Raw genomic sequence first — 18,410 nt, forward strand, 5'->3', positions numbered from 1 at the left:
CCCGCAAAACCGGCCTTTTATCGCCCCCCCTGACCGGGGCAAGAGGGCACGCGAAGTACTGCCCCGCCGCCCGCCTTATCGGGGCAGGGGGCAAACGGCGTGCCGTCGCCCTGCGTTTGATTGTCCTGAACGGCCAGTGCCGCCAAAGCGTCGTGGGCTATGTCCTCGGGATATGGGGGATATGGGGGATATGGGGGATATGGAGGGCGCGAAAGGTGCGGAGACTGCCCAGCCTGCAGCGATTGCGGGGACTGCGGTAGCTGCGGGGATTGCGCAGGCTGCGGTGGCTGAGGGGCTTCACCCCGCGCGCAGTCCTGGTCATGGCCCCGAACACCCTGCCCGCCTGCGGGGCAGCCAAGTTCGCGGGCAAGCCGGGCTTCCATGGCCAGAGCCCGCTCCATGCGTCCTCTGATGGCTTGCGCCGCTTCAGCGCCGAAGGTTTCCAGCTTTTGTTCAAAACGCTGACGCACAGGCACAAAGCATCCGCCGTAACAATATTTGTCAGCCAGAAAAACCAGTTCCCTTTCGGTGATGGGATGGTCGTCGGACAAAGTCAGGTCCCGGTGGTCTTCCACAAGGTGCGCCATGAGAGGCAGGCGCAGATGGCGAAATAATCGTCCCGCCGCAGCCTCATGCCCTTTTTCGCCCTTGCAGATATCGTGCACCAGCCCCCCGGCCAGGGCAAGATCAGGGTCAAGGTCAGCGTAAAAAACAGAGCCAAAACCAGAATCTGGGCCAACGCCAGAGTCAGAGCCAGGACCAGAGCCAGGACCAGAATCACGGCACGTGCCACGGCCAGCCCCAAGGTTAGAGGCGATCTCAGACCCAAGGTCGGGGGCAAGCTCAGGGGCACGCTCAGGATTGGGGACAGTGACGCCTTTAGCGCCAAGGTTTTTTGTGCGCCGCACCTGAACCAGGGCCTTTGTCAGGGCTGCGGCCACCGTGCCCACGGCGCGGGCATGGCGCAGCCCCTTTTCGGGCACTTCATGCAGGCGCAGCAGCTCCAGGGCCTCGTCCGGCCGCAGGACATCCCTGCGCAAAGCCAGAAGCTTCATGCGTTCATAGTCTTCAGGCCTGTCCATATCCGGCAGCATAAGCCTGTCCGCCACAGGGATGTGCCACACGGGCAGACCTTCCAGAGCGCCCCGCAGGCCATTTTCGCCCCCAGTGCGCGCATGGCGCAGCACATGCGCCAGATGGCGGGCGGGCAGGAGCGGCGGGTGTCCCTCCTGGCCTACGAAGGTCGGAACAAGAACATTTTCCGGGTCAGCCGCATGGGCCTCGAGCAGGGCCTGTATGGTCATGGACCGCACCAGCGGCACGTCCACGGGCTGCACCAGTACGGGCGTTTCCGCCAATGCCGGATCGCCTCCGGCCAGTGCCGACAGCCCGGCGCAGACTGAGGAGAACATGCCGTCTTCCGGCCTGGGATTACGCACCACGGCAAGGCCGAGCGCCTGCGCCGCCGGTTCAATGCTTGCCGCGTGCCAACCTGTGACGACCGAGATGTGCTCGATGCCCAGTTGCCGAAAAAGGCGCGCCAGACCCTCCAGGGCCGAGCAACATTCCCCGGCCGCTCCCAGCGGAAGCGGCAGAAGAGCCTTGACCCTGCCCATGCGGGACGCCTGCCCTGCGGCCAGTATCAGTACGCGGGCGGTCACATCAAGCCTTCCCAGTCGCCCACAGTGCAATACGGCCCGTCGTGGCCCGAGCGATCCTGGCGGACGGACGCCCCCGCCTGAGTGCCGCCCTTGGGCATCTGCACCACACGCACGCGGTTGCCGCAGCGCTCAAGCCTGCCCTGCACCGGGCCAAGGCGTGACAAGGGGCTGCCGCAGGCGCACGGCCCGGGCAAAAGGCAGGCCACGTCCCCTGTGCGGTAACGGATAAGAGGCATGGCCTCGCGCTCCAGTGTGGTAATGACAACTTCACCTGTCTCGCCAGGCGGCAGCGGTTCATCGCCGCAAAAATCCACAATTTCCACAACAAGATCCAGCAGGCGCAAGTGATACCCGTCATGGGCCGGGCACTCCACCGCGCCGCCATAGGCCGTTTCCGTAAGCCCGTAGTGGTCAAGCACGGTGCAGTTCCATACGGTGGACAGCACGTGCCCAAGCACGGGATCAAGCCTGTCCGCGCTGCTGAGCAGGCCGCAAAGCCCCGGAGGACCGCTCTTGGGAAAATGACGCAACAGTCCTTCCAGTTGCCCTGGCGCGGCCACGAGACAATGGGGCCGCACCTCGTCGAGCCACTGCACAATATCCGGGTGGATGCCTGCCAGCGCCGCCTGCGGCGTCGCCACCCGCGCTGACGGGCATGAACCCAGGGCGCAGTGCGCCACGCCCTCCTGCACCATTTTCTGTATGGGCAGCACTGGCGGCGTCCTTTTCACAAAGCCTTGCTGCAGGCTTTTGGCAGGGACCAGCAGATCCTGCGGCGGGGTGCACACCTCCACGCCGCACGGGCTCAAGGACTGGCGCAGCAGGTCTGCCACGCCATCGGGGCGGGCCGCCCCCGGCAACAATACCGCCAGTTTTTGCCCGGGCCGCACCAGTTGCGACATGCCCACGCGAAAAAAATCAACGGTTCTGGCAAGGTCCGTTTCTGTGAAAGCCAGGCGCTTGGGGCTGCCCGTGGTGCCGGACGTGCGCAAGGTCACCATGCGCTGCACCTCGCCGCGCGACACGCAAAGAAAATCCTCCCAACGGGCCAGATCGTCAGCCGTGGTGAAAGGCAGACCGCGCATATCTTCGGGAGTGAAGCGCTCAAGGTCGTATCCGGCCAGACTGCGGGCATAAAAGGCGCTGCGGGCTGCCGCGTGGTTCAGGCAACGGGTCAGGGCGCGGGCGCGGGCTTCACGCAGGGCGCGCGCCAGGGTGTTGGCGTCCGTGTCCTGCACGCCGCATTGACGCGCCAGCCAGGCATCAAGGGGATTGCGAAAACCACGGCCCGGAGCCGCAGCAGCGGAAGAGGCTCGCGCGGAAGAATCACGGAAAGAAGGATCACGCGAAGAAGCCTTGCGCGAAGAAGCCCCGGCACCAGACGAGGAAGATGAACTCATGAGACGTCCTCCGCATACAGCCGCGTGCCGTCCTGTGCTGTCAGATTGTGCAGGCAAAAGGGTATCATGCGTCCGTCTCGCCGCAAAACGTGGATGCAGCACCCGCGCACGCGCTCAATATCCAGACTCAATGCGTCCTGAAAAGCCATGGCGGACAGGGTGAATCGCCGTTCGGCCCCTGCCTGGGCCAAAAACCGGCTGAACCCGTCCAGACCAGCGCCAGCAGCGCCCAGACCTGATGCCTGCTCGTCAGTCTTTTCCGCTGCAATGCTGTCGCCGCGCCAGTGCAGGGCCACGAACTGCTTTGCCTTTCGCGCGCCCTCTTCCGCTGACGGCGGCACGCCAGCATCTGGCAAAGAAGCCCCAGGGGCAGACGCGTCCCTTGCGCCGGAGCCCGCAGCGTCCGCGCCTTGCGGGCGCGGGGAACAGCAGGACTGGCCCGCGTCCGGCAGCCATTGGAGCGTTGGCTGGGCGTCCCCTGCCCTCCCGTTTTCAGGGGCAGAGGGCGCGGCATCGTTACGCCGATAAACAGCGCTGAAGGAGCATAATTCGTTTTCGCACCCCGGCGGGTGCAGATGTTCCGGGCGCACAAGATCGGGAACCTGCCGGGTAAAACAGGCCATCACCTCCGGCAGGGTGAGCCTTGGGGCCTCATCCAGACGCCAGGGGTAGCGCCCGAAAAACGCGGCCGGCTGCACGTGCAGGCCCCGCACCGCTGGCCCCATACGCAAGGCCAGACGCAACAGGTCGCCCACTTCGCCGTCATTGACGCCGCGCACAAGGGTGGCCACCAGCACCACGCCAAGGCCAGCCCTGGCGCAGGCTTCCACGGCGCGGCGCTTGAAATCGAGACAGGGGCGGCCGCGCAAGGTCCTGAATGTCTCGTCGCTCACGCCGTCCCATTGCAGATAGACCGAATCCAGCCCGGCCTGACGCAACTTTGCGGCATAGCCCTCTTCTTCGGCCAGGCGCAGCCCGTTGGTATTGACCTGCACAAGACCAAAGGCCCTCTGGCGCGCAAGGCCGATGATCTGCGGCAGATCGTCACGCACCGTGGGTTCGCCGCCGGAAATCTGCACATTGCACGGGCCGGATGCGGTTTTGAGCGCGTCCAGCTGGCTGGCGACGCAGGCAAGGTCGGGATCAGCGCCGTTTTCCCGCCCAGAACCTCCCGCACCCGCGTAGCAGATGGGACAGGTCATATTGCAGCGCAGGGTCACTTCCACAAGGCCCGTACAGGTATGTTGCGCGTGCGCCGGGCACAGGCCGCAGTCAAAGGGGCAGCCCTCGGCTATGGCCGTGCGGGGATGCAGAGGATAGGAAGGACTTTTGGGACGCGTCCAGGATTCGAACGCGGGAACGGGCACGCCGCCCTGCTCCCCGCCTACGGGCTGGCCTGCGTGGTCTGACGGATCCTGGGCAGCCGTGCGCCATACGGGCACGCTGAACAGGCCGTGCTCGGGGCAGGTCTTGCGCAGTTCAACACAATGCGGATCGTCCTGCGCCAGGGCGTATACGGCGTCCAGCCGCCGCAGACAGACCGGGCACAGGCTTTGGGTTCGACGCAAAATCATGACGCGGGCATGATGTCCAGATCATAGCTCTGGACCAGTTCGATAATCTTTTCCCAGCATTCGGCCAGCAGGTCGCCGCAGGCCACAGGATTGGGCGCTTCGCCCGGCGCGCCCGACGTTGCGCCAAGCCCGGCGGCTATCTGACTGCAACTCTGGCCGCCGTAAGCGTTGGTGCGCTCATAAAACCATGTGGCGTAATCGTTGAGCAAAGGCGTAAGCATGGCGTGCGGCGTTTCACTGGCGGCCCCCTTGCCGGCCACCAGCGCCAGAGTGCAGGCTCCACCAGTGAGCAGGCCGCAAGGCCCGTCCGACTGGCCGATGCCATGACAAAGGCCATGAACCGCCCGCACAAGGTCGGGGTTTTCCTGATCGCGGGCCTGAAGCATAAGCAACATCAGCAACTGACTACAACAATAGCCCTCGTGCACCAGAGGCAGAAGCTCCATCATCATCGGATTCATGCTCTCTCCTTTTGTGCTATCCACAATCCATAGCCGTATTTGCGCCCCCCGCCAGAGGCGGAACAGGAACACCCGCCCGAAATACCCAAACCCCCGGAGCCGGGTTCCCCGTACCAGACCATGCGGGCGGCCAGTTCCACCAGCGCCCGACTGTGATCCTCATACGTCGCGATCTGAAAGCCCGCCTGCCGTAAATACCGCTCCCACAGCGCCGCAGGACGTGCGCCTTCCATACAGGATGCGCCCGTGCCCTGCGCAGCGGAAAAACCGGCATCAGCGCCTTCGGGCTGCGCCCCCGCGCTGGTTGCGGAATTTTGCCCAAGGCCGCGCCCGTGCGCCGATATGGCGGAAGCCTCTGCATCGCGCCGCGTAAGGTCACTGAAGAGCAGCACGCCGCCTGGACGCAGCGCGCGCAGACACTGCCGCAGCGCGTCCAGCGGGTCAGCCAGCAACGAAAGTACGCATTCGCACACAAGTCCGTCAATGCTGCCTGCCGCCAGGGGCAACCTGCCCATGTCCGCCCGGATGATCCGCCCACAGCCTTCACCCGCCGCGCTCACGGCTTGGGGCTGCACCTGCCTGTCCAGTCCCATCACGTCATATCCGGCCTGTCGCAGCAGCCCCAGAGTGGCCCCGCAGCCGCAGCCCATATCCAGCACAAGGCCGCCGGGCGCGAGACCGCAGAGGCTGCGGCACAGTTCAAGACCCCTGACGGTCAGGGCCGTGCCGCCGGGCCGCCAGACCGTGCCCGCGACGCGGCGGAAAGATTCACTCTCCCACAGGGCGCTCATTTGTCTTCCAGCAGAGCCTCCACCTCGACCATCTTGCCTTCAGCCAGGGATTTGGGCGTCTGGGTCAGGCCGCACTTGGGGCAGCGCGGTAAAATAACGTCAAAAGCGCTGTTGAGATAAAAAACCGGAACCTTGCCCTGCTCCAGGGGCACATTGCAGCGACAGCATACCCATTGGCCGCCGTCGGGAGCGTAGTTGGGGCCCATGCTCATGACTGTCCTCCTTGCCCGCCGCGCTGCCCGTCCGTGCAGCACTGGTGGCTGTTGATGACGTCCACGGCCTCGTGACCGCCGGAACCGGGCACCACCATACGGTGGCACCACGCATCGTGCAGTAGGAAACTTTCGCCCTCGGGCTCATACTCTACCCAGAATGTTACCTGACGGGGACGCCAGGAGCCGAGAATGTGACCATTATCAAGATTTTTAAAGCAGTGCCCGCTGGCTTCGGCCCCGGCCACGGCAGCTTCAATGTCTTCCAGCAGAATATGCCGCTCTTCCAGCCGGATCAACATTTCGGCGCTTATGAGAACCCGCCCCTTGCCTGGCTCCGGCGCGTCCTGTCCCAGCCAGTCCCGCATGAGGCGGCGGCGCAGGGCCGCGCGGTTGGCGCGGCGTGCGGACAGGCCGGGGCCTTTTTCCTTGCCTGCCTCAGGGGTGGCGCGACCGGGAAACAACAGATCCAGCAGATGCCAGCATTCCTTGCCGCTGGCCGCCATGCGATCGCGGCACATGATGCAGGAGGCAAGGCCGGCATGGGGCAGTTCCCCTGAGCGGTGTACGGCCATGGCATCCGCAAGTTCGGGCTGGGCGCACCACACAAGGCCGCCATAGCCGCAGCAGGCTGTGGACGCTCCTGTGAGACGCGGCTCTTCAATACGCGCTCCCGCCCTTTGGGCCAGGCTGCGCACCGCCGCGAGCCACGCGCCGTCATGCCGTGCCGTGCAGGGATCCTGAATGGAAAAAACTTCGGGCAGGCCAGCGCCACGGCCTCCGGCCAGGGCCGGATCGCCGGAAGACGCCGTCTGTCCGCCGGACGGCGGAGGCGGGGACGGCAACGGCCTGTCGGGCAGGTCCATCTGATCCATAACCTCCCAAAGCGACAGGGCTTGCGCCTCGGGCAGGGATTCGCGCAGGGCGGCAAGACAGGACGAGCAGGCCGCCATTATGCGCGGTTTGCCAAGGCTTTCCCACGTCTGCCGCAATTTTGCGGCATGTTCGGCAAAAAGGCCGGTTCGCCCGGCCCACCGGGCCGGAATACCGCAACAGGAGAGCATGAGGGCCACACCGGGCTCGGGGCTTGCTGCCATGCGTTCGCGCAGCAGGGCATATACCTGGGCCACCTGCTCCCCGCGCGAAGCCGCAAGCTGGCAGCCAGGAAAAAACAGCCACGACGGATCACGGCCAGAAGGCAGGGAAGTGTCGGGCAAAACAAGGGCGCATTCCGGGCCGGAGGCGCTTTCCATATCCTCCAGGGCAAATTCGTGGGCGGTGGGGGGCATATAGCCTCTCTCCACCATGTCCTCACGCGCGGAGAGGCAAAGCTCGGCCATGGAAAAATTTTCGGGGCACAGCTCTTCACACTGGCCGCACAGTGCGCAGCCGTTGATCAGGGCATTGGCCGTGTGCAGCCCCTTGACGATGGAGGCATTGTTGTGCACCTGCCGTGCGTACACACGCGGATAACCTTTGTATTTTTGCAGATACACGCATTCGCGCACGCAGATCATGCACTGGCACTGCAGGCAGCGGGCAGCTTCGGCCACGGCCTCGTCGGCGGCATACACGGTGGCGGCTGGCTCCACACGCGGTACCGGCGCAATGCCGCGCAGGTCCGTATGCAGGGCGCCCTGCTCCTTGTTGCGCGCGGCGGTAAGGGACACGCCGCTGGTCAGGCGTTCCAGCGTCTGGGCGGCGCGGCGTCCCTGCCCGGCCTGACGCGACGATGAGGCGAAACTGTGCCCTGTGGGCGTCACGCTGCGCCAGCCAGCGCAGCAGATGGCGTCACGCCAGTGCAGGGTTTCCTCATCCAGGGCCGCAGGGGCCGGAGCCAGATCCGGAGCCGCGCCCGCGTCCACAAGCACGCCCGCATATTCCGCAGCCGCCTTGTCCAGCAGGGCCTGATCCAGATCGGCCGCGACAAACTGCACCTTCTGACGCACCAGAAGTTCCATATCTTCGGCCAGAAAATCCTTGGCAAAAGCCCCGTCGCCCTCGTTGCGCAGTTGCGGATAGGCTTCAAGCACTGCCTGACCGGGCGTTCCGGCATGGTACACCGTCACGGGATACGCCTTGCGCGAAAGATCCCATGCAGCCGCGAGGCCAGCCAGACCCGCCCCAATGATGGCTATGCTGAAGCGCTTGGGCGGCAAGGGCAACGGGCGGCCCTGCGGGCCGGCCGTCAGCATGCAGGCAAGCTCAAGGCCGTGCATGGCAACACTGCCGCCAAGGTCGCGCCGCAGACAGACGTTTTCACACGGGGCGTCACAAAGGCGCGCCATGATGCCGGGCAACGGCAGATGGCGCTCCACAAGCTTACGGGCCTCGCCGGGCTTGCCCTCGGCCATACGCGCCATGAAGGTGCGTACGTCCAGATCAAAAGGACAGGCTTCGCGGCAGCGCGGAGGGCTTTCCTGCGTGCAGCGGGCTTCAATCTCGTGCAGACGTTTTTGATCCATCATGGCGTAAACTCACTGAAAACCGACTTGATGTGAAGTAAGGGCAACAATCTTTTTCCCTGTTCATCCCGCGTGGTCCCACAACAAGGACTGACGTATTCCCTGCCCGCAAAAATGCGGGATTTTCGGGGGAGCCCCCGAAAACCCCGCTCAAACGTAAGGACAATGCGCCACAAGAGCCTGTACCCCTGCGCGCCAGACAAACCAGTGATCTTTGCGGGTGAGGGTCCGGAAGGAGGGGGCAGCGGGCATGGCGCTGCCAGCCGCTGCGGCCCTCCTCCCGGTTTTTTCCTTTGTTATAACCTTACCCTACTTGGGCATGGCCTCCAAGACCTTTTCGGGACGCGCGGGCAAATGCCGGACGCGCGCGCCGCAGGCATTGTAGATGCCGTTGATGATGGCCGCATGCGGGGCGGTGAGGGGCATTTCGCCCACGCCGGAAGCGCCGAAGGGGCCGTCCTTGCGGTGGGTCTGCACATACACGATTTCCATATCGTCGGGGATCATCTTGATGCTGGGAACGCCCGATCCGGCTATGGTGCTGTGCTTCTTGAGGTCTTCGTAGTCTTCGGTAAGAGCCAAGCCAACGCCCTGGGCGAGGCCGCCGTAGATCTGACCGTCCACCACAAGCTTGTTGCAGAGGGTGCCGATGTCGGCCACGCAGACGATTTTTTCCACGGTGGCTTTGCCGGTGGCCACTTCAACAGCCACTTCGGACAGGAACAGGCCGTACATGTAGCAGGCGAAAGGCGAACCCTGGCCCTTGCCGTCGCAGTCCTTGGCCGGAGCGCTCCACTTGCCGTCATAGTGCAGCGGGCGGCCTTCGGCCTTCATTTCTTCAGGAGTAAAGAAGCCGCCGCCGGGCTTGCGCATGCCTTCAACAAGCATTTCGCAGGCCACGCGGATGGCGTTGCCCGTGACCACCTGTGAACGCGAGCCGCCCGCAGGACCGGAGTTGGGGGTCTTGCTGGTGTCGTTCATGACCAGGTGAATCTTTTCGGGGGCGATCTTCAGGGGACGCAGGGCCTCATGGGCCGTGCCCAGCGAACCGGCGTCCGCGCCCTGACCGTGGTCTTCCCAGGAGTTGCCCAGGGTCACGCTGCCGTCCATGTTGAGTTCAACCCAGGCCTCGGAGGTGTCCGGCCCGTCAAGGCCAGCGCCGTACACGCCAAGGGCGATGCCCACGCCGCGCTTGACTTCGGCGGTGGAACGCTCCTTCACGCGCTTTTTGGATTCTTCATAGTAGGGGCGCATTTTATCGAACATTTCAGGCAGGCTCATGACTTCAGGAACCTGGCCAGAGGGCGTGGTGTCGCCTTCCTTATAGCAGTTCAGGGCGCGCAGTTCGAAGGGATCCATGCCGAGCTTTTCAGCCAGTTCGTCCATGAGCACTTCAGAGGGGAATTCCGATTCCGGCGCGCCGTAACCGCGGAAAGCCGCGCCCCAGCAGTGGTTGGTGGCAACGGTGCGGCCCTGGCCGCGAATGTTGGCGATGCCGTAGCCAGCGCCGATGTACTGCGCACCGCGCAGGGTGAGCAGGTCGCCGAATTCGGAATAGGGGCCGTGGTCAACGCTCCAGTCCGTTTCCATAGCGAGGATCTTGCCCTGCTTGGTGGCCGCGTAACGCAGCGTGGTCCAGAAGGGCGAACGCTTGCCGGTGTAGTTCTGCTGCTGCTCATAGTTGTAGCGCAGGTGGCAGGGACGACCGGTGGCCATGACGGCCACGCCGATGAGCGCTTCCATGGTGGGGCTGAATTTGTAGCCAAAGGTGCCGCCCGCGGTGTTTTGCACCAGCACGAGATCCTTGGGGAATTCCAGGCCCAGACCGGGAGCGATCATAAGCGCGTGCAGGTGAAGACCGATGGACTTGGAGTGGATGACCACCTGGCCCTGCTCGTTGATGTAGCCGTAACCCACGTCGGGTTCGATGGGCAGGTGCGGCTGGCGCTGGGTGTAGTAGCTGCCCTCGATCACGACATTATTGGAGTCGTTGAAGAAAGGAGCCGTATCGCCGCCCTTTTCTTCAAACTGATCATAATAGACGTTGGGGGTGCCGGGGTGGATTTCAATGGCGTCAGGGGCCATGGCTTCGGGAGCGCTCATGTATTCGGGCAGCAGCTCCAGGTCAAACTTGACCTTTTCAGCGGCGGCGCGCGCATTGGCCTCGGAGTCGGCACAAACGATGGCCAGGGCATCGCCGTACTGGAAGATCTTCTGGTCGTTCAGGATGGGGCGTTCCCAACCGTCACCCTTGTTGGTGGGGAAGGTGATGAGGCCCGTGATGCGGTTTTTGCCCTTCACGTCCTTGTGGGTCAGCACCTTGACCACGCCGGGCATTTTTTCGGCCTCGGCGGTGTCGATGCCCTTGATGATGGCATGGGACACCTTGGCCTGGGCCAGGGCCAGATGCAGGGTGTCTTCAGGCATACGCCCTGCGGCGTCCGCGCCGAATTCGGCCACGCCCGTGACCTTGGCCACAGCGCTGGGACGGGGGATGCTGGTGCCCCAGATGCGGCCGTCGGCAGGCATCTTGAAGCTGATTTCTTCAACGGTTTTTTCGCCGCGCATGATGGCGGCCGCGTCCATGACGGCGTCCACCAGGGGCTTGTAGCCCGTGCAGCGGCAGATATTGTGGTTCTTCTGGAACCAGTCGCGCACGTCTTCACGGCTGGGCTTGATGTTCTCGTCCAGCAAAGCTTTGGCCGACACGATGAAACCGGGGGTGCAAAAACCGCACTGCGCCGCGCCGTGCTGTATCCAGGCATGCTGCAGGGGGTGCAGGCAGGCGGGCGTACCGATGCCTTCAAGCGTGGTTATGGCTGCATTTTCAGCCACGCGGCTCATCTTGATGATGCAGGCGCGCGACACCTTGCCGTCAACAATGACGGTACAAGCGCCGCACTGCCCTTTGCCGCAGCCGACCTTGACGCTGGTGAGCTGCAACTGGCTGCGCAGCACGTCCACCAGGGTATCATTGGGGCTGACCAGCAAACGCCGGGGTATGCCGTTCACTACTAGAGTTTTTGGTTCCATGCGCGACTCCTTTATTAATAAATGCCTGTGTATTTGCCGACGCGGGATATCCGCGCTCAGGGCCGTGGCTGACCGGCGTGCACGCCGTGCTGCTCTTCCAGAAAACAGAATGATATTTTGACTGTGATACCGTTGCGCCCGCGCCTCTATTTGCCAAAAGGACACATGGGGTACGTGCATTCAGGGCAACCCGAGCAAAAACCGCCGTGCCCAAGGGCCGCCACATCTTCGGGCGTGACCTTGATGCCGGCCAGCAGGCGCGGCACCACCAGGTCGAAAATACTGGCCTTGTGGTACATGACGCAGCCCGGCAGACCCAAAACGGGCACGGAGCCGCGCGGTCCGGTTGCATAGGCCAGAAGAAACATGGCTCCCGGATATACGGGCGCGCCGTAACTGAGCACTTCCGCTCCGGAAGCGCGGATGGCCGTGGGCGTGCGATCGTCCGGGTCAACGGACATGCCGCCCGTGACCACGATCATGTCCGCGCCCTGATGCAAAAAATCCACAATGGCGGACGCCGTCATGGACACCTCGTCACTGGTGAGGGTCTGCCCCATGACAGTACTGCCCAGTTTGGCGAACTTTTTTTGCAGCACTGGCCCAAAGGCGTCCTGAATGCGGCCGTAGTACACTTCACTGCCAGTGGTCACCACGCCCACCCTGGCGTGCGCAAGAGGCAGCACCTCCATGACGGGGCCACTGACGCTGGCCTCCATGCGGCGCAGCTTTTCTTCCTCAATCATGAGCGGCACCACGCGCGTGCCCGCCACAGCCCGCCCCTTGGCCACAAACTGCATGCTGTGCAGCGTGGCTATGGTAATTTCGCCCAGACTGTTGATCCTGGTCAGCGCAGGCACGTCAATACGCAACAGGCCGTCACATGCGGCCAAAAGATCGATGCGCCCTTCCCTGGGTTCCCCGGCCACAAGGTTTTTGCCCACCGTGGCGGCCACAATGCGGGAGGCGGCGTCATTTTCATGAACCATGCCGGGGAGCGGTTCGAAAACATAAAGATGCTCCTTGCCTACTTCGAGCAGCACCTTGATATCTTCGGGCCGTACCACATGGCCCTTGCTGAAGATCGGCCCCTTGCTCTCACCGGGTACAATCCGCGTTATATCGTGACAAAGAACACTACCCACTGCGTCATGAACATGTATGGTTTTCATGCAAGGCTTTGCCATGAATACTCCTGAATGATGCTTGATCTGATGCTCAGATTAGGCAGATAATACCACCCTCACAACAAAATGCAAAATAAAATTCAGGATTTATAAAGTGTGGACACAATAAACAACTGGTATCTTATGTGTTACGTTTTGATTTTCTCCATTTTGACAAAAAGCGTGACTATTAAACCCTAGTTAAAAGATATAATACCCTGCGGGAATTGACAGAGCACGCATTCTCTGCGACAGGGAGTGGAAGAAAATGATCCGAAATCACGTCAGATGATCATGGCGCAGCGACTCGCCGCCGTCAGGAGTCCGCATGAACACAAACCTCGGTATGTCACGCACACAGCGCTTTCACCGGCTGGCCACACTGGCTGCCGCACTTTTTCTCACCCTGCCCCTGGCCGCCTGCGGCTTTGGCGACAACCCGCAGAAGGCTGACACGCCCCCTGGCCCTGTGGAAAACTTCATGATACTTTCCACTCCCGGCCAGACCTCCGTTGTGGACGACGTACAGTTCGGCCAGGGCGTAAACGTGAGCGTTGACGAAGTCTTTACCTCGGCCAAGGGGGAAAACTGCAAACGCGGCACAGTACTGGCCGGGCAGAAGGAAGCCGAAGTGGTGGTCATCTGCCAGGACGAACAGGGACGTTGGATCATGGCTCCCAGAGTATGGGGACAGGGTATCTCCAAGCCGTAATTTCAGCGGGGGCTGACCCCGAAACTATTGCAGGCGCGCGGCGCGGCTCAGCCGCGAAACCGCGCGTCTTATCCTTTGGAACACCATGCTGCAAAAACACTACTTTCTCGCCATCTTGGCGCTGTTGACCCTTTGTGGCGCAGCCCGGGCCGATGACAACGTGCGGCCTTACGCGGCCAATCTTTTTCAGGGCAATTTCGCCCACAACAAGGAAGGCTCCGTCATCGCTCCCGGCGACCGGGTGGTGGTGCGTCTGTGGGGTGGCGACCTTAACGTTGATCGCACCCTGACCGTGGGGCCGGACGGGCACATGAACCTGCCCGAAGTGGGTGATATGCCCGCAGCAGGGCTTGCCTACGACAAGCTGATTGACGCCCTGCGCAGCAAGCTGTCCGCCAACGGGCACCCCGACGTGCAGATCTACGCCGCACCCCTGGACGCCCGGCCTGTGTCCATCTTTGTGACCGGCGGCGTAGCCCGCCCCGGCAGCTACACCGGCGGCCCCAACGATCCCATGCTCAGCTTTCTGGACAAGGCAGGCGGCCTTGACCCTGTGCGCGGAAGCTACCGCGACATCCATCTTATGCGCGACGGAAAATCCGTAGCCAACCTTGACCTCTACCCCTTTGCCCGCAAGGGCGTGCTGCCCGCCGTGCGGCTGCAGGACGGCGATACGCTGGTGGTGGGCGAAAAAGGCCCCACAGTCACGGCCACGGGCGTGGTGCGCAATGCGGCGCTTTTTGAATTTCCCAAGGGGCAGGCCACCGGGGCGGCTCTCATCGATCTGGCCGAACCCGAAAGCCGCGCCTCGCACATCACCCTCAACGGCACACGCAACGGCGCGCCCTACAGCACCTATCTGCCCCTGAAAGACCTGCGCAACCTGCGTCTTGAAGACGGCGACAAGGTGCAGTTCATCGCCGACGCCTCGGGCAACACCATAATGATTGAAGTCCAGGGCGCGGTGCGCGGCGCTTCGCGCTTTCCCGTACGTCAGGGCGCGCGCCTGCGCGACGTGAAGAACTTCATTGCCGTGGAACCTGAGCGCGCCAACCTTGACGCCATGTACATCAAGCGCAAGAGCGTGGCCGTGCGGCAAAAGAAGGCCATTGCCGATTCCCTGCGCCGCCTGGAAGAAACCGCCCTCACCGCCTCTTCGGCCAGCACCGATGAAGCGCAGATCCGCGCGAAGGAAGCCGAAATGGTGTCCAAGTTTGTGGAGCGCGCCAAGGCTGTGGAACCAGAAGGCGTGGTGGTGCTCGAAGGCGGCCCGGACAAGGCCGACCTGAGCCTGGAGGAAGGAGACATCATCGTCATCCCCACCAAGAGCGACGTTGTGCTGGTCAGCGGCGAGGTCATGGTTCCCCAGGCCATGCTCTGGGCCAAGAAGAAGGATTCGGACGACTACATCAAGAGCGCGGGCGGCCTGACCAACCGCGCGGACAGCGACAAGATTCTTGTCATGCACCAGAACGGCTCGGTGACGCAGGGCGGCAGCCACATTTCGGCTGGCGACCAGATACTGGTGCTGCCCAAGGTGGAATCCAAAAGCATGCAGGCCGTCAAGGACATCTCTCAGGTGCTCATGCAGGTGGCCATTTCCGCCAGAGTGCTGCTGGGGCTGCCCACGCTGTAACACCCGCCCCGCACCACAAACGATCACAACGACAAAAAGCCCGGAAACGGGCTTTTTGTTTTGCACCCCCACGAAAACAGCGAGGTACGGCTTTGCCCCTCCATCAGGGTGCAATGCTCCAAACCAGCGGCGCGCAAGCCCCGCCCCAAGTCGCCGCATGGTTTTGGCGTCCACGGCCCGGTCAAGCCAAACTTAGAGGTGTGCATTTTATGGGCTTTAGTGTACACTGCTTCCAAGCTTACGATCGGCATGACTCCGGATCAATGCCGGTTTTCTCTTCAGGACAGGAAGGACGCATGGATCAGGCCCTGAAAAACTGTGACCTTTTCGCACATATGACAGCCGATGAAGCCAGACTCTGTCTGGGTTGCAGCGGCGCTGTGGAGGAGAAATACGGCAGGGGGGGCATGGTTTTTTGCGAAACCGATTCGCCCACCCGTCTGTTCGTCCTGCTGGAGGGCTCCGTCACGGTGGGACGCGACAGCGCCGACGGCAGACGCGCGGTCATGGCCCGCATTGACAGCCCTGGCGATCTGTTCGGCGAAGTGTATGTTTTTCTTGATCAGACCACCTACGGCTGTAGCGTGCAGGCCGAAAGCCCGGTACGGGTTCTGGCCATACCCGCCAAGTTCTTTTATTCTACCTGTGAAAAGCGTTGCGCCATGCACGCGCAGATCATCCGCAACATGCTCTCGGTCTTTGCGCGCAAGGCATTTTTTTTAACACGCCGGGTATCGCTGCTATCATCCGGCAGTCTGCGGCGCAAGATCGCCGCCCTTCTGCTGGAGCACCGCACCCCGGACGGGGCAGTGAATCTGGGCATGAACCGTGAACAGATGGCTGATTTTCTTGGTGTAACGCGCCCGTCCCTTTCGCGGGAACTGGCGGCCATGCGTGACGAAGGGCTGCTGGACGTACGCGGCAAAGCCATCGTCCTGCCCCACCCCGAACGGCTGAAAGAATTTTACGATTATTTTGTTCCGTAACATATGTTACGGACTCGCTGACTCCCCCTTGCTATACAGGAATCGTCAAAGCCAAGGAGGGGATCATGCAACGCTTCCTCAAAAATCTCGATTACGCCACGGCCCTGCCCCTTGCAGCGCAGGTGGCGTACCAGCCCGGGCAGATAGCCAGCAAGACTCTTGTTCAGAACGCCGCTGTGAGCATGACGCTTTTCGCCTTTGACCAGGGCGAGGAAATCAGCGCACACACCTCCACAGGCGACGCCTTTGTCCTGGCCCTGGACGGTCAGGGGCAGGTCAGCATCGATGGGCAACCCACCGTTCTCAAGGCAGGCGAAGCCATAGTCATGCCCGCCGGACACCCGCATGCCGTCAGCGCGACCGAACGCTTCAAAATGCTGCTGATGGTCGTTTTTCCCACAGAAAATCAATAAAACTTATAGCGCCGTGCCCGCCATGCGCGGGTTCACCCAAGCCTCCGCCGCAACGGAGCCGCAAGAAGGATACCACCATGAGTAATGCCATGTTCTGCTATCAGTGTCAGGAAACCGTAGGTAACAAAGGTTGCACCCAGGTCGGCGTGTGCGGCAAAAAGCCTGAAACCGCCGCGCTTCAGGACGTGTTGATCTACGTGTCCAAGGGCCTTGGCCAGATCACCACGCGCCTGCGCGCCGAAGGCAAGACCATTGACCACAAGATAGACCAGCTGATCGTGGGCAACCTTTTTGCCACCATCACCAACGCCAACTTTGACGACGACATTCTGGCCGAACGCATCCGCATGACCTGTAAGGCCAAGAAGGAACTGGCCGCCACCCTCGGCGACAAGACCGGCCTTAGCGACGCCGCCCTGTGGGACGCCACCGACAAGTCCGCCATGCTCGCCAAGGCGGGAACCGTGGGCGTCATGGCCACCACTGACGACGATCTGCGCTCCCTGCGCTGGCTCATCACCTTCGGCCTCAAGGGTATGGCCGCCTATGCCAAACATGCCGACGTGCTGGGCAAGCATGAGAACAGCCTTGACGCCTTCATGCAGGAAACCCTTGCCAAAACCCTGGACGACAGCCTGAGCGTGGGCGACCTCGTGGGTCTTACCCTTGAAACCGGCAAGTTCGGCGTTTCGGCCATGGCCCTGCTTGACGCCGCCAACACCGGCGCCTACGGCCATCCCGAAATCACCAAGGTCAACATCGGCGTGGGTTCCAACCCCGGCATCCTCATCTCCGGCCACGACCTGCGCGACCTTGAAATGCTGCTCCAGCAGACCGAAGGCACGGGCGTTGACGTGTACACGCACTCTGAAATGCTGCCCGCCCACTACTACCCCGCCTTCAAGAAGTACGCCAACTTCAAGGGCAACTACGGCAACGCATGGTGGAAGCAGAAGGAAGAATTCGAAAGCTTCAACGGCCCCATCCTGCTGACCACCAACTGCCTTGTGCCCCCCAAGGAAAGCTACAAGGACCGCGTGTACACCACGGGCATCGTGGGCTTCTCGGGCTGCAAGCACATCCCCGGTGAAATCGGCGAACACAAGGACTTCAGCGCCATCATCGCCCATGCCAAGAACTGCCCCGCGCCCACGGAAATCGAGACCGGCGAGATCATCGGCGGCTTTGCCCACAATCAGGTGATGGCCCTGGCCGACAAGGTCATTGACGCCGTGAAGTCCGGCGCCATCAAGAAGTTCGTGGTCATGGCCGGCTGCGACGGCCGCGCCAAATCCCGCGACTACTACACGGAATTTGCCGCCGGCCTGCCCAAGGATACCGTCATCCTTACCGCCGGTTGCGCCAAGTACCGCTACAACAAACTCGCCCTGGGCGACATCGGCGGCATCCCCCGCGTGCTGGACGCCGGGCAGTGCAACGACTCCTACTCCCTGGCCGTCATCGCCCTCAAGCTCAAGGAAGTTTTCGGCCTTGAGGACGTGAACGACCTGCCCATCGTCTACAACATCGCCTGGTACGAACAGAAGGCCGTCATCGTACTGCTGGCCCTGCTCAGCCTTGGCGTCAAGAACATCCACCTTGGACCCACCCTGCCCGCCTTCCTGTCGCCCAACGTGGTCAAGGTACTGGTGGAACAGTTCAATATCGGCGGCGTGAGCACCGCACAGGACGACCTCAAGGCCTTCCTCGGCTAGTTCCCACGGGCATTCCCCATACACGCAGAAAGGCGCGCCCCGTAAGGGGCGCGCCTTGTCATTTCTGTCAGCCAGAACAAATAACCGTTGAGATGATGTGATGCCTTGAAGACGCTGTATCGGGAACCCCGCCCAGATCAGACAACTCGCTGTATTCACAATAAGAGTTTTAGGGGGAGGGGGCG

General features: G+C 62.5%; 14 protein-coding genes. 5 read left to right on the forward strand and 9 right to left on the reverse strand.

Annotation, left to right across the window (positions count from 1 at the left end):
- Positions 1-17: 17 nt before the first annotated feature.
- The 9 genes from DESU86_RS14460 to DESU86_RS02945 all read right to left on the reverse strand — a co-directional run bounded on the left by DESU86_RS14460 (position 18) and on the right by DESU86_RS02945 (position 12,769).
- On the reverse strand, positions 18-1,661 hold the full coding sequence (locus DESU86_RS14460; protein ID WP_232088239.1) for an NTP transferase domain-containing protein: 1,644 nt from the start codon (positions 1,659-1,661) through the stop codon (positions 18-20).
- A complete protein-coding gene (locus DESU86_RS14465) occupies positions 1,658-3,061 on the reverse strand; it encodes a DVU_1553 family AMP-dependent CoA ligase (RefSeq protein ID WP_232088240.1) in 1,404 nt (467 codons plus the stop codon). The genes DESU86_RS14460 and DESU86_RS14465 overlap by 4 nt, the downstream gene beginning before the upstream one ends.
- A complete protein-coding gene (locus DESU86_RS02915) occupies positions 3,058-4,635 on the reverse strand; it encodes a radical SAM protein (RefSeq protein ID WP_179979676.1) in 1,578 nt (525 codons plus the stop codon). Before DESU86_RS02915 ends, DESU86_RS14465 begins: the two co-directional genes overlap by 4 nt.
- Positions 4,632-5,096 (reverse strand): DVU_1555 family C-GCAxxG-C-C protein, encoded by a 465-nt coding sequence (locus DESU86_RS02920; RefSeq protein WP_179979677.1) that lies wholly within the window; start codon positions 5,094-5,096, stop codon positions 4,632-4,634. Before DESU86_RS02920 ends, DESU86_RS02915 begins: the two co-directional genes overlap by 4 nt.
- The gene (gene trsM, locus DESU86_RS02925) at positions 5,093-5,887 is read right to left on the reverse strand and encodes a DVU_1556 family methyltransferase (protein ID WP_179979678.1); all 795 of its coding nucleotides are present in this window, start codon (positions 5,885-5,887) and stop codon (positions 5,093-5,095) included. Before trsM ends, DESU86_RS02920 begins: the two co-directional genes overlap by 4 nt.
- Positions 5,884-6,099, reverse strand: coding sequence for a DVU_1557 family redox protein (locus tag DESU86_RS02930; RefSeq protein WP_179979679.1), 216 nt, complete (start codon positions 6,097-6,099; stop codon positions 5,884-5,886). Before DESU86_RS02930 ends, trsM begins: the two co-directional genes overlap by 4 nt.
- Positions 6,096-8,567: a pyridine nucleotide-disulfide oxidoreductase/dicluster-binding protein gene (locus tag DESU86_RS02935; protein ID WP_232088241.1), complete on the reverse strand. Its 2,472-nt coding sequence runs from the start codon at positions 8,565-8,567 to the stop codon at positions 6,096-6,098. Before DESU86_RS02935 ends, DESU86_RS02930 begins: the two co-directional genes overlap by 4 nt.
- A gap of 306 nt (positions 8,568-8,873) precedes the next feature.
- Entirely contained in the window at positions 8,874-11,597 is a 2,724-nt protein-coding gene (locus DESU86_RS02940) for a molybdopterin-dependent aldehyde oxidoreductase (protein WP_179979680.1), read from the reverse strand.
- A gap of 146 nt (positions 11,598-11,743) precedes the next feature.
- Positions 11,744-12,769 carry a molybdopterin-binding protein gene (locus DESU86_RS02945; RefSeq protein ID WP_363928289.1) on the reverse strand — a complete coding sequence of 342 codons (1,026 nt, stop codon included), beginning with the start codon at positions 12,767-12,769 and terminating at the stop codon, positions 11,744-11,746.
- Positions 12,770-13,091: 322 nt separating this feature from the next.
- On the opposite strand from DESU86_RS02945, the gene DESU86_RS02950 reads away from it, so the two are divergent.
- The 5 genes from DESU86_RS02950 to hcp all read left to right on the forward strand — a co-directional run bounded on the left by DESU86_RS02950 (position 13,092) and on the right by hcp (position 18,225).
- Positions 13,092-13,475 (forward strand): DVU3141 family protein, encoded by a 384-nt coding sequence (locus DESU86_RS02950; protein ID WP_179979682.1) that lies wholly within the window; start codon positions 13,092-13,094, stop codon positions 13,473-13,475.
- A gap of 85 nt (positions 13,476-13,560) precedes the next feature.
- A complete protein-coding gene (locus DESU86_RS02955) occupies positions 13,561-15,111 on the forward strand; it encodes a polysaccharide biosynthesis/export family protein (protein WP_179979683.1) in 1,551 nt (516 codons plus the stop codon).
- Between the two features lie 296 nt (positions 15,112-15,407).
- Positions 15,408-16,097, forward strand: a complete 690-nt coding sequence (locus DESU86_RS02960; RefSeq protein ID WP_179979684.1) for a Crp/Fnr family transcriptional regulator — start codon at positions 15,408-15,410, stop codon at positions 16,095-16,097.
- Positions 16,098-16,162: 65 nt separating this feature from the next.
- Positions 16,163-16,510, forward strand: coding sequence for a cupin domain-containing protein (locus DESU86_RS02965; RefSeq protein ID WP_179979685.1), 348 nt, complete (start codon positions 16,163-16,165; stop codon positions 16,508-16,510).
- An 89-nt stretch (positions 16,511-16,599) separates the two neighbouring features.
- Positions 16,600-18,225, forward strand: coding sequence for a hydroxylamine reductase (hcp, locus tag DESU86_RS02970; RefSeq protein ID WP_197957574.1), 1,626 nt, complete (start codon positions 16,600-16,602; stop codon positions 18,223-18,225).
- Positions 18,226-18,410: the final 185 nt, after the last annotated feature.

The sequence above is a fragment of the Desulfovibrio sp. 86 genome (genome assembly GCF_902702915.1).
Taxonomy (GTDB): Bacteria; Desulfobacterota; Desulfovibrionia; order Desulfovibrionales; family Desulfovibrionaceae; genus Desulfovibrio.